Genomic DNA, 14,311 nt, shown 5'->3' on the forward strand with positions numbered 1-14,311 from the left:
CTCAGGCGGCGGAGCGTCGTCCGGGTACCGGCGTCCCTGGCGTTTCATAGCCGACCGGCGTCACCAGCGTCAGTTCGGGATAGCCGCTCTCGATCAGTTCGACTGCGGCCTGCGCCACCTCGTCGTTCGGCTCCAGCAGCGACAGGAAGACCTCGGTGCCCTCGCCGACAAGGCGGTCGATGCCTTGCGCGTCGGCGGGTCCGCATTCGACCACGACCAGATCGTAGGCGGTGGTCAGTGACTGCATGATGATCGGCAGCCGGTCGGCGGCGCGCATGGCGCGGACCGGATCGGCAGTGCCGACGGGAATGACGTGGCAGTCCGAATAGAGATCGGGGTGGATCACGTCGCTGAACTGCGCTTCGGAGGCGAGCAGATTGGTAATGCCCGGGAACAGCCCGCTGTCCAGCATCGGCCGTGAGGCGGCGCCCGAGGCGGTGAGATCGAGCAGGAGCACACGCAGGCCGGCGTCGGAGACCTCACGCGCCACTAGCACCGACGAGGCGGCCGCTTCGTCGCCTTCCGGCGACACGAATATGGCGCGCGCCGCCCCGGTTGTGATCAGTTTTTCCACCGCGCTGTCGATTTCGACCTCGCCAAGGGTGGGGCGCGCCGACTTGACGTCCTCGCCAGTTGCCGGGGCAGTTGCTGGCGCCGCGCCAGCCGCCTGCGGCTCTGCCTGGGCTTCCGCCGTCCGATCCTCGAGGTCTTCGATATCGGCCGGTTCGTGATTGGACGGTTCGTGGGCAACCGGCATTGTGACCTGTTCGATCCGATCGAAACGGGCGCCGGCGGCCGGCCGCATGGCGCGACCCGAAAACAGCTCTTGCAGAAGCGTCACGATCGCCATGAGCAGCAACGAGCCGACGAAGGCCGCAGCGGTGATCGGCAGGATCTTCGGGAAATAGGGCTCGGACGGCGCAACCGCGCGGGAAAAGACGCGGGCGTCCACCGGCAGATAGTTGCTGTCCTTGCGCGAAGACGCCTCACGGTAACGGGTCAGGTAGGATTCGAGCAACTGCCGCTGGGCGGTCGCTTCGCGCTGCAGCGCATCCAGTTCGACCTGCTGGTCGCCGGCGCGCGCCGATGCAGCCTTCAGCGTGTTGACGTCGGCGACAAGCTGGTTTTCCCGGGCCTGGGCGGTCTGCGCCTGCGTCATCAGCCCTTTCATGATCTTTTCCGCCTCGTTGCGGATCTGGCGGTCGAGATCGGCAAGCTGCGATCTCAGCGCCCGGATGCGGGGATGATTGTCGAGCAAGGAGGTGGAAAGGTCGGCGATGTTGGTCTTGAGCTCGACCTGCCGCTCGCGCAGCCGCTGGATGAGTTCGGAAGACAGCACCTCTGGTACCGCATCCAGCGAGCCGCCATTCTGCAGCGCCCTGCGCACGCTGTCAGCCGTCGCTTCTGCCGATGCGCGATTGGCCCGCACCCGCGACAGTTCGCTGGACAGTTCGGAAAGCTGTTGGGTGGCGAGCACCGAATTGTTGCCGCCCATCAAAAGATCGGACTGGGCGCGGTAGCTTGCTACCTTGGCCTCGGCGTCCTTCACCCGCTTCGACAGGTCGGCGATCTCAGGCGCCAGCCAGTCGGTTGCGGCGGAATTCGATTCGATGTTGGCATTGCCTTGGACGGAGATGTAGGCGTCGGCGATGGCGTTCGGAATTTCGGCGGCGAGCCTGGGATTTTCCGAAGAGAATTCGATGACGATAACCCGTGATTTTTCAACGCGATAGACGTTGAGCTTCTCGCGCATCGTCGCCAGCACGCGTTCTTCAGGTGGAATCTCGTTGGGGTCGCTTTTCAGGCCGGCGATGACGAGCAGACGGCTCAACATCGGCATGTCCGCTGTCTCGTCGAATTCGGGAAGCCGCGACAGATTGAGCTTCTGCGCCACCTGCTTGAGGATGTCGGTCGAAGACACAACCTCGACCTGGCTGGTCACGCCTTCCTCGTCGAGAATCGGCTTGTCATTGTCATTGGTGCCGTCGGGGCGCGTGTAAACCGATTCGCGCGTCTCGATCAAAAGCCGTGTTTCGGCCCTGTAATGCGGCGTGGCGAGCCAGGTGAGCGCGAACGCCAGGCCGGTTATGACCAGCGCCGCGACAAGAATGCGCAGCCAATTTCTCGCAAGGCTTGCGAAGAGCTGCCTGAGATCGACGTCGACATCTGCGGCCACCGATTTAACGGACATGCATCCTGCTCCGGTACTTAAAGCAGGTCGCGTTTGAACAGATCATACGACGCGCTTTAAGCTCTTGTTTTCATGCATGTTGCTGTCCCAAAACCGCTGCGCACTTTTGGGCGACATGCATTGGTCAGGATGCACCGTAAACAACTATGGTAACTCAGCCGTTAATATCGCGGTAAGTATTTGTTAGGTTTTACTCGCAAGCGGCAACAAAAGCATTAAAACCGGCCGTGTTTTGTCGGTTGCCGCCGCTTCGGACCGCCCGCCTTTACCGGCCATTAACCCTAACGGGATGATAACGGACCTCGATCCCCAGAGTTTGCCGCGGTGTAACAGCGGCCAATCGAAGGTACGTGTCCGGCCATGAAAAGCACTGCTTCCCTCTTCCGCGCGCTGCTCGCCGTGTCGTTGCTTGCCGGCTGCTCCAGCTACCGGCCGGCGCCGGCCGCCTTCCATAAAATGCTCGACCAGCCTTATCGCCTCGGTGCCGGCGACCGGGTCCGCGTCACCGTGTTCGAGCAGGAAGGATTGACCAACGTCTACAGCGTCGACCAATCCGGTTATCTGTCCATCCCGCTCGTCGGCGCCGTACCGGCGCGCGGCCACACCGCACAGCAACTCGAAGGCGAGATCGCCGACAAATTGCGCCAGGGCTACCTGCGCGATCCGGACGTTTCGGTCGAGATAGACCGCTACCGGCCGATCTTCATCATGGGCGAAGTCGGTGCCGCGGGCCAGTACTCCTATGTTCCCGGCCTGACCGTGCAAAAGGCGATTGCCATCGCCGGCGGTTTCAGCCCGCGCGCCAACCAGGAAAGCGTCGACATCACCCGCGACATCAATGGCAAGGTCATGACCGGTCGCGTGGCCACCTCCGACCCACTCCTGCCCGGCGACACGGTCTACGTTCGCGAACGCCTGTTCTAGACCACGTGGCGGACACACTCAGGATCGTCCACTGCTTTCGCTCACCTGTCGGAGGGATTTTTCGTCACGTGCGCGACCTGACCGAGGCGCAGGTCGCCGCCGGGCATGCCGTCGGCATCGTCTGCGATTCGACGACGGGTGGCGATTTTGAGGAACATTTGTTCGAACAAATGAAGGGCAAAATAGCGCTCGGCATCCATCGGACGCCAATGCAGCGGCATGTCGGACCGGGCGATCTCGCCTCGGCCTGGCGCACCTTCGGGCTTATCAAGGGATTGCGGCCGGACGTGCTCCACGGGCACGGCGCCAAGGGTGGCGCCTATGCCCGCCTGTTCGGCTCATTGTTGCGAGTATCAAGGTCTCGCGTAGCCCGCCTTTATTCGCCTCACGGCGGCTCTCTTCACTATGACGAGACTACCGCCACGGGGAAGCTGTTTTTCGCGCTCGAACGGTTCATGGCGCGCTTCACCGACTATCTTCTGTTTGTCTCCGATTATGAAAGGCAGACATATCACAGGAAGGTCGGCGAACCGCCCATCCCGAACAACCTTGTCTACAACGGCTTGAGCGCCGCCGAGTTCGAGCCGGTGCGAACCGAGCAGAATGCGGCCGATGTCCTCTATATAGGCATGATGCGCGACCTCAAGGGACCGGACATCTTCATCGATGCGCTCGTCCTTGCCGGAACGCGGCTCGGCCGCCCGGTGAAAGCGGTGATGGTCGGCGACGGCGACGACCTGCCGCGCTACCATGCGCAAGTAAAGCGCCTCGGTCTCGAAGGCCATACGCGCTTCCTGCCGCCGATGCCGGCGCGCAAAGCCTTCGCGCTGGCCGAACTGGTCATCGTTCCCTCGCGTGCGGAAGCCATGCCTTACATCGTTCTGGAAACGCTCGCCGCCGGCAAATCGATGATCGCCACCGCCGTCGGCGGCATCCCGGAAATCTTTGGCACCGGCTCCCCTGCCCTGATCCGGCCTGACCCGCGCGAACTCAGCAACAAGATGAGCGCGGCGCTGGCCGACCTCAATGCCTACGGCAGCTTGATGCCCGACAGCGCCGACCTCAAGACGCGATTCGGCGCCGACGTGATGGCCGCCGCGATCGAGACGGCCTATTTCGCCGCGCTCAAGCGGTAACCCCAAAAGGGCGCTAACCCCAAAGCTTCTCTAAAGCCACCTGTTGTTTCAAAGGTTTCTTAGCTCTCTTTTGCTATTCACCTGAGGGAAGCTTTGCGGATGGACCCATGAACGAGATCGATCCCGCACGCCGCTTTTCGATAGACGCGGTGCGCAAATTTGACAGCCCGGCCAGCGGCGATAACCTTGGCGGGATGAACGACGTCGCCCGTCAGGTCGCGTCGCAATACCGGCGCGATACCATGTCGCCGATCATGGTCAGCGGCGTCTTGCGCATGGTCGAATTCGCGCTGCTGTTCCTGTCGGGCCTCTGCGTCTATTTCTACTATGTCGGCTTCTTCAGCCATCTCGCCTGGCAATACCCGCTGACGATTGCCGCCGCATCGTTCCTCGCAGTGGTGCTGCTCGACGTCACCGATTGCTACCAGGTCGTCTCGTTGATGCGGCCGCTCGCCAATTTCGGCCGTCTCCTGCTGGTCTGGGCCGGCACCTTCGCCTTGATGGCGCTGACGGCATTCGCCATGAAGATGTCGGAAGACTATTCGCGCCTGTTTTTCGGCACCTGGTTCGTGGTCGGCTTCATGCTGATCTTCGGCCTGAGGCTGCTGATGTCGAAGCTGATCCGGCGCTGGGCGCGCGACGGGCGCATGGAGCGCCGCGCCGTCATCGTCGGCGGCGGCACGGCGGCGGAAGTCCTGATCCGCTCCGTCGAAAAGCAGCCCTACAACGACATTCGTATCTGCGGCATCTTCGACGACCGCGGCGACAAGCGCTCGCCACCCATCGTCGCCGGCTATCCGAAGCTCGGCACCGTTTCCGAGCTCATCGAGTTCGCCCGCATCGCCCGCATCGACATGCTGATCGTGTCGCTGCCGCTGACCGCCGAATCGCGCGTCCTGCAGCTTTTGAAGAAGCTGTGGGTGCTGCCGGTCGATATCCGGCTCTCGGCGCATTCGAACGCGCTGCAATTTCGGCCGCGCGCGTATTCCTACATCGGCTCGGTGCCGATGCTCGATATCTTCGACAAGCCGATCAACGACTGGGATTCGGTCGCCAAGCGCGCCTTCGACATCGTCTTCTCGATCGTCGGCATCATCATGTTCTTGCCAGTCATGCTGGTGACCGCGATCGCCATCAAGCTCGACAGCAAGGGACCGGTGCTGTTCCACCAGAAGCGGCATGGCTTCAACAACGAGATCATCGAGGTCTACAAGTTCCGTTCGATGTACACGGACAAGGCGGATCCGACGGCCAAGCAGACGGTGACCAAGAACGACCCGCGCGTCACCCGCGTCGGCCGCTTCATCCGCAAGACTTCGATCGACGAGTTGCCGCAGTTCTTCAATTCGCTTTTCGGTTCGCTGTCGCTGGTTGGGCCGCGTCCGCATGCCATTGCCGCGCAGTCGCACAACCTCCTCTACAATGAGGTGGTCGACGGCTATTTCGCACGCCACAAGGTCAAGCCCGGCGTCACCGGTTGGGCCCAGATCAATGGCTGGCGCGGCGAGATGGACACCAACGAGAAGATACGCATGCGGACGGAATACGACCTCTATTATATCGAGAACTGGTCGCTGCTGTTCGATCTGAGAATCCTGTTCCTGACACCGATCCGGCTGCTCAATACGGAAAATGCCTATTGAGCGCCGTCGCGCATGAGCTGCCGCCGGCTGCAGTCAACGCCAAGCTGATCGCGCTGATTGCGTCGAGCGCGGTTTTCCTCGGCGCCTTCCTGTCCGGCTTCGTCATCGCCGAGCCGGCGCCATACGATCTCTACATGGTCGGGCTGATGGCAGTGTGGGCCTTGTTCGGCCTGCGCATATCGCGCGCGGCGGCGCCGCTGCTGGTGCTGCTGGTGGTCATGAACATCGGCGGCATGATCTCGATGACCCAGATGTCGGATATTGCCGGCACCCCGCTCTATCTCTCTGTGTCGCTGTTCCTCGCCTTCACCGCGGTGTTCTTTGCCTCGGTGACATCGGTCCAGCCAAACCTCTACCGGGTTATCTTCCTGGCCTATATGATGTCGGCGGTGCTGACCTCGCTGCTCGGCATAGCAGGCTATTTCCATGCCTTTCCCGGGGCGGAGATCTTCACCAAATACGACCGCGCGACCGGCGCCTTTCAGGATCCGAACGTGTTCGGGCCGTTCCTGGTGCTGCCCGGCATTTACCTGCTCTATCTCCTGCTGACAGGCCCTATCTCACGCATGCCGTTGCTAGCGGTGCCACTGCTGATCATCACGGCCGGCATTTTCTTCTCCTTCTCGCGCGGCGCCTGGGGCATGTTCGGCGTTTCGGCGATCCTGCTTACCGGCGCCCTGTTCCTGCAGAGCGCCAGCGGCAAGTTCCGACTGCGTGTCGCCGTCATGACCATCGCCGCCGTCTCGCTGCTGGTCATTGCGATGCTCGTCATCCTGCAGCTGCCGGGCGTCTCGGAGATGTTTTCCAGCCGTGCCCAGCTGGAACAGAGCTACGATACCGCCCGCCTCGGCCGTTTCGCCCGCTACACGATCGGTTTCCAGATGGCGCTGGAGCATCCGCTCGGCATCGGCCCGCTCGTCTTCGGCACGATTTTCGGCGAGGACACGCACGACATCTGGCTGAAGATGCTGATGGATTATGGCTGGCTCGGCTTCGTGTCGTTCCTGACGCTGACCTGCTGGACGATAGCGGCCGGTTTCCGCATTCTCCTGCGCGACAGGCCGTGGCAGCCCTATCTTCTGTGCGCCTATGTCGCCTTCGTCGGCAATATCGGGCTGGGCACCTTCATCGACATAGATCACTGGCGCCACGTCTATCTGCTGCTCGGCCTGATCTGGGGCGCCATCGCATTGGAATACCGTCACCAGCGGCAGTTGCGGCCGGTGGAGCTGACCGCGCCGGCGGCTAAGGCATGATGGATTTTCTGGGGCCAAGTCGAAGTTTTGAAATGGTCGGAGTGGCCGGATTCGAACCGACGACCCCTTGACCCCCAGTCAAGTGCGCTACCGGGCTGCGCTACACTCCGGACCGGTCGCGATGTATCGTGATAACCCGGTTCGGGTCAACCGAATTCGGCGGCGGTCGCGCCGATGCCCAGCATGGTGGATTTGAAGTTCCTGCTCTGTTGGACGTCGTCAGCATTCAGGAACTTCAAATCCAGTATTATACTCGTTTGTCTGGCTTGATCCTCTGGCGTCGCTAGCTATCAGACGGGTCGTCGATTTTCCACGGATTGCGTCAGCACGGCTGTATTGATCAGCGCGTTTTCCGGAAGCCGAAGCGCGGAGGCTATCCGCCGAAGCTTCGACGGATCGGCATTCTTGCCGTTCTCGATGTCCGCGATTTCATCGATCGCCAGGCCGCACGTCAGAGACAGCTCTTCCATGCTGTATCCCCTGGTTTCTCGGATGGCCTTGAGGGCGCTGTGGTCGGGCGCAGCTTCGGTCGCCGACAGTTCGGAAAAAGCTTCGCTTCTTGCTATTTGGGGCATTTGGCAACTCCGTGGATTTAAAGAGTTTGATCAAATCAAGATGTTGCCTGAGACGGCGCAGAGAATGCCCTCTCGGTAGTGATTTGCCAAGCGCCAAAGGTGCCGTCACAGCATCGTGATACCGATCGGCGCAACCCGGCACAGGCCTCGGCGGCACCGGCACGGGACCGCCATTCCGATCGAGTTCTTTGACTGGCCGATCGCCGAAATTTGTTCGACCTCCCTTGTTTAACCGGCTGTCGCTGGCTCGGCAGCCGTTTTGAAAGGAGGGCGGAAGCCTGATGCAACGCAGAACGCATCAGGGCTGCGAATTTTTTGACCGACGCGTGAACCTTTCCTCTCCGGGCCGCACCAAGCATCCGAGCGGCGGCGGCGCGGTTTGTAAGGGCGCGGGTCACTGCCTGGTGCTGCGCTCGACTGCAAGGGCACATACACGGATGCCACCGACTCCAACGGCACCGTCTACGGTAAATGCAGCCAGACCGCGCAGGTCAGCCCGAAGAACAAGCTCAAGCTCGCGCGTTGATCAACTTGTTATCAACGAAAATGGCGGCCGTCAGCGCCGCCATTTTCTTGTCTCAACGTGCCGATCTCGATCTCGTTCGCGACGTTTTCTGCTGGCGGCTGAGGAACAGGCTAGCGACGAGCCCGACCACAACCAGCCCGACAGCAGCCGCTGTCGCCGGGTGATCGCGGGCTGTCTTTTCTATCACCCTGCTGTGCCTCCTGATCGCAGGCAGAGCCTCACTGAAGCGCTCGGCAAGATCCGAATAGTAGTCCGAGGCGGTGTCACGCCCGTCCTCGTAATAGGCGCTGCCGCGCCTGGACACGGCTTTTCTCAGCGCCGCCAGTTCCCTGGAGAGGGCCGCGACCTGCTTTTCAAGGTCAATGTCGGAGAGGGTCGAAAATGATACCATGATATGCTTCCTTCCTTTGCGAAAAGGAACGCATGATTTCGGAAGCAGTTCCGGTTTCTGACGGCAATCGGTCGGCCCTTAAAGCGCGTCGCGTCTGAAGGGGTTCATGCGACCCGCTTTAAGTTCTTTTATCCATGTCGTTATCCCAGCCCTCGTGTCAGGCCTGAGGGTATGCCTTTGGGCGACTTGGACTACAGCGCCGCGCGTCCTATTGGACGCGCAAAGGACGCTGTAGCACTTTAATTTTGCGTATGATCCTTTCCGAAAATCGATTCCGATTTTTGGGATCATGCGCTAGCGCACCTGATCGAGCAGGCGCTTGCATTCCAGCAGGTCGAACAGCGCTTCCTGCAGCAAGGCGCGATTGTCGCGCGAGAGTTTCGACGTGCCTGGCTGCACCGGGCCTTCGTCGTCGGTCTTGCCCAGGCCGAAAAAGCGCCGGCTGGGTTTCACCTTGGGCTCGCCGACCAGCATCTCGTCATCGGCGCCGCGCGGCTGGGCCGCCGGCGTCAGCGGCACCGCATCGGCCTGTCGGCGTTGCGAGATCGCCTCGACGGCCGCCATGTCGCCACTGCCGATGGCGACCAGGAAATGGTTGCCGTTCTCGCGCAGCAGCTTCTGCACGCCCTTGATCGTATAGCCCTGGTCGTAGAGCATGTGGCGGATGCCCTTGATCAGTTCGACATCCTGCGGCCGGTAGTAGCGGCGGCCGCCGCCGCGCTTCATCGGTTTGATCTGGTTGAAACGCGTTTCCCAGAAACGCAGCACATGCTGCGGAAGGTCGAGATCTTCTGCGACCTCACTGATGGTGCGGAAAGCATCGGGGCTCTTGTCCATGGGCGAAATCCTCACGCTGGAGCATGATCCCGAAAAGTGGGAATCGGTTTTCGGCCAAGATCACGCTCAACAAAGAGTCATTCCGATCCGGCTTGTTCTGCCGAATCGGGCCTTATTTCAGCGGTTTATAAAACAATATTCAAGCCCGGCGTCAAAGGGGGCAACCGTTTTCAACCGGGCTTTTGAAGCGCAGGCGCTATTTGCTGCCCTTGGCCTTGCTGTTCTGGTGGGCGCGCAGGATGCGGTTCTTCAGCACATTCGACGATTTGAAGGTCATCACGCGGCGCGGCAGGATCGGCACTTCCTCGCCGGTTTTCGGATTGCGCCCGATGCGCTCGTTCTTGGAGCGGACATGGAACGTCGCGAACGACGACAATTTCACCGTCTCACCGCGAACGATAGCTTCGCAAATCTCGTCCAGAACCGCTTCGACGAGCTCGGCCGATTCAGTGCGCGACAAGCCAACCTTGCGATAAACGGCTTCAGCAAGATCGGCGCGCGTAAGTGTCTTTCCCCCCATGCGAACCGTCCCCATCAGCGCTCAAAAACATAACTCTATATAAGCAAAGATAGAGCCTAAGTAATTGATCCGGCAAGGTCAAGGACCGAACCTGTCAGTTCGGCACTTACCAGCGAACCAAAACCGCGCCCCAGGTGAAGCCCCCGCCCATCGCCTCGATCAGCACCAGATCACCCTTCTTGATACGGCCGTCGGCGACCGCCACCGACAGAGCCAGCGGCACGGAAGCCGCCGAGGTGTTGCCGTGCAAATCGACCGTAACCACCACCTTTTGCTCTGCTATCCCGAGCTTTTTGGCTGAAGCGTCGATAATCCGTTTATTGGCCTGATGCGGCACGAACCAGTCGAGATCCTCAGCGGTGATGCCGGCAGCTGAGAACGTCGCCTCGATGACGTCGGTGATCATGCCGACCGCGTGCTTGAACACTTCGCGGCCTTCCATCCTGAGATGCCCCACCGTTCCGGTGGTCGACGGTCCACCATCGACGAACAGCTTGTCCTTGTGGGCCCCGTCGGAGCGCAGGCTGGCCGCCAGCACGCCGTGGTCGGCAATGCTGCCCGCCCCCTCTCCTGCTTCCAGCACCATCGCCCCGGCGCCGTCGCCAAACAGGACGCAGGTCGAGCGGTCGCTCCAGTCGAGGATGCGCGAGAAGGTTTCCGAGCCGATCACCAGCACGCGTTTGGCCAGACCGCCGCGGATATAGAGGTCGGCTGTCGTAACCGCATAGACGAAGCCCGAGCACACTGCCTGCAGATCGAAGGCGAAGCCGTGATGCATGCCGAGCCGGTTCTGGATGTCGACGGCGGTCGCCGGAAAGGTGTTGTTGGGCGTCGACGTCGCCAGCACGATCAGGTCGATATCGGCAGGCGTCAGGCCGGCATTGTCGAGGGCTGCGCGCGCCGCCGCCTCGCCGAGCGAAGCCGTGGTCTCGTCGTCGGCCGCGATATGGCGTTGGCGGATGCCGGTGCGCTGGGCGATCCATTCGTCGGAGGTCTCGACCATGCCTTCGAAATCGGCATTCTTCATGATGCGGCGGGGCAGCGCGGCGCCTGTGCCGCGCACGACTGATCTGATCAAGGCTCTTTCCTATTCCTCTGCGTCGGCAACGACGTCGGATTTCCTGGATGTCTGGGCATGCGGATTGCGCGCATGGAACAGGTCGAGATCGGCTTCGATGCGATCGAGCAGGTTGTTGCGCACCATGTCGTAGCCAAGCTCGATCGCGGCCGCGAAGCCGTCCGAATCAGCCCCGCCATGGCTTTTCACCACGATGCCGTTCAGACCCAGGAAAACACCGCCATTGGAGCGGCCGACGTCCATCTTTTCGCGCAGGCGATCGAAGGCGCCCTTGGCAAATATATATCCGATCCTGGCCATCAGCGTCCGGTCCATCGCGGCGCGCAGGTAACCCGCGATCTGTCTTACCGTGCCTTCCGCCGTCTTCAGCGCGATGTTGCCGGCAAATCCTTCGGTGACGACCACGTCGACCGTGCCCTTGCCGATGTCGTCGCCCTCGACGAAACCATGGTAGTTCATCGAGGCCATGTTGGCCTCGCGCAACATGCGGCCCGCTTCCTTGACCTCTTCCTGGCCCTTGATCTCCTCGACGCCAACGTTGAGCAGACCGATGCTCGGCCGTTCGATGCCGAACACCGAGCGCGCCATGCCGGTGCCCAAAATGGCGAAATCAACCAGTTGATGCGCATCCGCGCCGATGGTGGCGCCGACGTCCAGCACCACGCTTTCGCCGCGCAACGTCGGCCAGAGCGCCGCGATCGCCGGACGGTCGATGGTCGCCATGGTGCGAAGGCAGAATCTCGACATCGCCATCAGCGCGCCGGTGTTGCCGGCCGAGATGCAGGCGTCGGCAGTGCCTGCCTTGACCGCCTCGACCGCTTTCCACATCGACGACTTCCAGCGGCCATGGCGCAGCGCCTGGCTCGGCTTGTCGTCCATCCTGACTGCTATGTCGCAGTGGATGAACTCGCTCACTTCCGCCAGCTTGGGGAGTTTTGCGAGTTCGGGGCGCACCGCCTCCTCGCGACCATAGATGACGAAGCGGATGTCGGGACGCCGGGTCGCGACCGTCATGAGCGCCGGGATGACCACGCTTGGTCCGTGATCGCCGCCCATGGCATCGATGGAAATCCTGATCACGCGGTGTTCATCTCACAGTTTGCTTGAGCGAGCGCCTGGCGCTGGCAACGGTTTGGGGCTCGCGAAGGTTCGGCGAAAATAGCGTTTTTGGGCTGCCGCACAACCGGCTTTCTCCGATTGGGTCGGGTTTTCAGGATTTTCCGAGCAGGGAACGCAGCTGTTGCTGGAATTCGCTTTCCGCAGTCCCGGCATCGTCGGCAGCCTCCATCGAAACGCCTTGCTTGCGCGGATAGGGATCGATCGCCAACCCAAAGAACTGTTCGGCGAGCGCGCCGACGTCAATCGAATTGCCGGAAAACGTTTCAGGACTGTCCGGCCCTTCGGCATCGAGCATTATCTCGCCGCCGCCCTCGAAACCCTGCCGCCCGAGTTTGGAATGCTCCGGCAGAAACAGTGCGTCGACCGCCTCGTCGATATGCGCCTCGACCGGGTCGAGGGTAACGACGCAGGCTTGGGTGATATCGGCCTCGACGCGGCCGCTGATCTTGACGCCGTTGCGCGTCCATGGCGCCACCAGCAGTTCGGCGCGGTAGTTCTCGACCGAGAGCAACTCGTGCTCGCCTGCTAGCGCGGCGCGCTGCGCGGCGTCGGCCTCGATCACCACCGGCAGTCCCTTTTGCGGCAGCTTGGCGACATTGGCCACGAAGGACACGGGGCTCTGGTGATCGGGGCTCTGGGAATCGGCGTGTTTCATCTTTCCTTAGATAGTCTTAGCCACGGGGAATGCCACCGTGCCGGAAACAATCGATTCGGTCGCCTGTTCCGCGAGTCGCTTGGAGACATCGGCGACGTAGCCGGCCAGATGCGTTGCTTGCGGCCAAGCGCCGGTATCGGGCCGGACATTGCGGGCAACGGCAGCGACGAGTGCATCATGGTCGTTTCGTTCCAGCGCATCGTCATAGGCGGCGGTCCGGCCATAGAACATCTTCGCCAGTTTCTTCATGCGCTTCGGCACACCGACGTCGCCGATGCCCAGTTCCCGCAGTGAATGCTCGACATCCATGAAGAATTCGTCGATCAGCACCTGCGCAACCTCCCCGGCAACACCGCCCTCGCCGCGCAGCCGGTGCTGGAACAGGAACATGTGCAGCGACAGCATCTCGAAGCGGCCGAGCGGCGTGTCCGGTACATTCCAGTCGGAATAAAACACAGTTTGCCGCGCCGCTGCCACGATTTGTGCGTAAAGCGCCTCGGTGATAGCGCGGTTGGCGTGACGTTCGCGACCAAAAAGGCGCTGGAACATTGAGGGTGGTCTCCCGGGGACCGTTTGTTGAATTGGCCTTGTTGCATCGGCGAGCAAGCTGGTTTACCGGTTTTGCGGCCCAGCGCAAGTTGCGGCCAGCTAATGGAGTTGTAGTTGCGCGCGCTGAAATTCACGTCGAGTTTTCTACCCAGGTCCGCTTTGCCTAGATCCGCCGGCGCGGTCTCGCTGCTGGTGGTTGCATCGGCGCTTTCCGCCTGCAACTCGTCGAAGATGATCGGTGATCTCAATCCGAGCGAGACGCTGACGCAGGGCTACGTCATCGACCAGCAGGCGATTGACCTGGTGCCGGTCGGCTCGAGCCGCGAACAGGTGCTTCTGGCGCTCGGCACCCCGTCGACGAAGGCGACTTTCGACAACGAGGCCTTCTACTACATCTCACAGACGCGCAAGCGTTACGTCGCCTTCGACAAGCCGAGGCTGGTCGACCAGAAGGTGCTGGCGGTCTATTTCGGCGAGGACGGGCGCGTTACCCAGATCGCCAATTACGGCCTGAAGGACGGCAAGGTGTTCGACTTCATCTCAAGGACCACGCCGACCGGCGGCAAGGACCAGAACTTCCTCAGTCAGATCATCAACGGCGCCAGCAAGCTGGCGCCCGGCCTCCCCGGCGGCGGCGGCAGCTCGCTCGGCGGCACCTGATCCATCCCCACAGAACCGGCTTTTCATCCTTTCCTTTTGCTTCCCTGGAAGCAGCAACATCTCAGGCGACCGAAAACCCGCGGGAGCGATCCTGCGGGTTTTTGTTTTTGAGACAGCAAGCCATCATCGCAGGCTGCGGGCCGCAGACGACCTGAACGCGAGCTTTGGAGCCGTCACGGCATCAATGCCCTGATGCTGTATGTCCAAAATAGAAGAACCCGCGGGATAGCTCCCGCGGGTTCGGTTCTGGA

Annotated in this window: 14 protein-coding genes and 1 tRNA gene; 5 read left to right on the forward strand and 10 right to left on the reverse strand. The window is 61.6% G+C overall.

Translation table 11 applies throughout. From position 1 onward, the window contains the following. Nucleotide 1: 1 nt before the first annotated feature. Nucleotides 2-2,191, reverse strand: coding sequence for a GumC family protein (locus CIT31_RS31470; RefSeq protein WP_095521713.1), 2,190 nt, complete (start codon nt 2,189-2,191; stop codon nt 2-4). A 360-nt stretch (nt 2,192-2,551) separates the two neighbouring features. Between CIT31_RS31470 and CIT31_RS31475 the strand changes: the two genes are divergently transcribed. The 4 genes from CIT31_RS31475 to CIT31_RS31490 all read left to right on the forward strand — a co-directional run bounded on the left by CIT31_RS31475 (nt 2,552) and on the right by CIT31_RS31490 (nt 7,150). Continuing rightward, entirely contained in the window at nt 2,552-3,115 is a 564-nt protein-coding gene (locus CIT31_RS31475) for a polysaccharide biosynthesis/export family protein (RefSeq protein WP_029353441.1), read from the forward strand. 5 nt (nt 3,116-3,120) lie between these two features. Next, nucleotides 3,121-4,251 carry a glycosyltransferase family 4 protein gene (locus CIT31_RS31480; protein ID WP_095521714.1) on the forward strand — a complete coding sequence of 377 codons (1,131 nt, stop codon included), beginning with the start codon at nt 3,121-3,123 and terminating at the stop codon, nt 4,249-4,251. A 107-nt stretch (nt 4,252-4,358) separates the two neighbouring features. Continuing rightward, nucleotides 4,359-5,894, forward strand: coding sequence for an undecaprenyl-phosphate glucose phosphotransferase (locus tag CIT31_RS31485; RefSeq protein WP_095521715.1), 1,536 nt, complete (start codon nt 4,359-4,361; stop codon nt 5,892-5,894). Next, entirely contained in the window at nt 5,891-7,150 is a 1,260-nt protein-coding gene (locus tag CIT31_RS31490) for an O-antigen ligase family protein (RefSeq protein ID WP_095521716.1), read from the forward strand. Before CIT31_RS31485 ends, CIT31_RS31490 begins: the two co-directional genes overlap by 4 nt. A 33-nt stretch (nt 7,151-7,183) precedes the next feature. On the opposite strand, the gene CIT31_RS31495 is transcribed toward CIT31_RS31490, so the two are convergent. From CIT31_RS31495 to CIT31_RS31540, 9 genes are all read right to left on the reverse strand, one after another. Continuing rightward, a tRNA-Pro gene (locus tag CIT31_RS31495) sits at nt 7,184-7,260 on the reverse strand. A gap of 180 nt (nt 7,261-7,440) precedes the next feature. Next, complete coding sequence (locus CIT31_RS31500; protein ID WP_095521717.1) at nt 7,441-7,725, reverse strand: helix-turn-helix domain-containing protein; 285 nt, start codon at nt 7,723-7,725, stop codon at nt 7,441-7,443. Nucleotides 7,726-8,303: 578 nt separating this feature from the next. Beyond that, nucleotides 8,304-8,642, reverse strand: coding sequence for a hypothetical protein (locus tag CIT31_RS31505; RefSeq protein ID WP_065008066.1), 339 nt, complete (start codon nt 8,640-8,642; stop codon nt 8,304-8,306). 294 nt (nt 8,643-8,936) lie between these two features. Further along, nucleotides 8,937-9,479, reverse strand: coding sequence for a MerR family transcriptional regulator (locus tag CIT31_RS31515; protein WP_065008065.1), 543 nt, complete (start codon nt 9,477-9,479; stop codon nt 8,937-8,939). A gap of 196 nt (nt 9,480-9,675) precedes the next feature. Further along, complete coding sequence (locus tag CIT31_RS31520; RefSeq protein WP_095485783.1) at nt 9,676-9,999, reverse strand: integration host factor subunit alpha; 324 nt, start codon at nt 9,997-9,999, stop codon at nt 9,676-9,678. Between the two features lie 106 nt (nt 10,000-10,105). Continuing rightward, on the reverse strand, nt 10,106-11,077 hold the full coding sequence (locus tag CIT31_RS31525; protein WP_065008063.1) for a beta-ketoacyl-ACP synthase III: 972 nt from the start codon (nt 11,075-11,077) through the stop codon (nt 10,106-10,108). 9 nt (nt 11,078-11,086) lie between these two features. Continuing rightward, complete coding sequence (gene plsX, locus CIT31_RS31530) at nt 11,087-12,157, reverse strand: phosphate acyltransferase PlsX (RefSeq protein ID WP_029353422.1); 1,071 nt, start codon at nt 12,155-12,157, stop codon at nt 11,087-11,089. Between the two features lie 130 nt (nt 12,158-12,287). Continuing rightward, entirely contained in the window at nt 12,288-12,851 is a 564-nt protein-coding gene (locus tag CIT31_RS31535; protein ID WP_095521719.1) for a YceD family protein, read from the reverse strand. A gap of 6 nt (nt 12,852-12,857) precedes the next feature. After that, nucleotides 12,858-13,400: a ubiquinol-cytochrome C chaperone family protein gene (locus CIT31_RS31540; protein ID WP_095521720.1), complete on the reverse strand. Its 543-nt coding sequence runs from the start codon at nt 13,398-13,400 to the stop codon at nt 12,858-12,860. A gap of 114 nt (nt 13,401-13,514) precedes the next feature. On the opposite strand from CIT31_RS31540, the gene CIT31_RS31545 reads away from it, so the two are divergent. Continuing rightward, nucleotides 13,515-14,060, forward strand: coding sequence for an outer membrane protein assembly factor BamE (locus tag CIT31_RS31545; protein WP_095521721.1), 546 nt, complete (start codon nt 13,515-13,517; stop codon nt 14,058-14,060). Nucleotides 14,061-14,311 lie beyond the last annotated feature (251 nt).

Source organism: Mesorhizobium wenxiniae (assembly GCF_002284535.1).
Lineage (GTDB): Bacteria > Pseudomonadota > Alphaproteobacteria > Rhizobiales > Rhizobiaceae > Mesorhizobium > Mesorhizobium wenxiniae.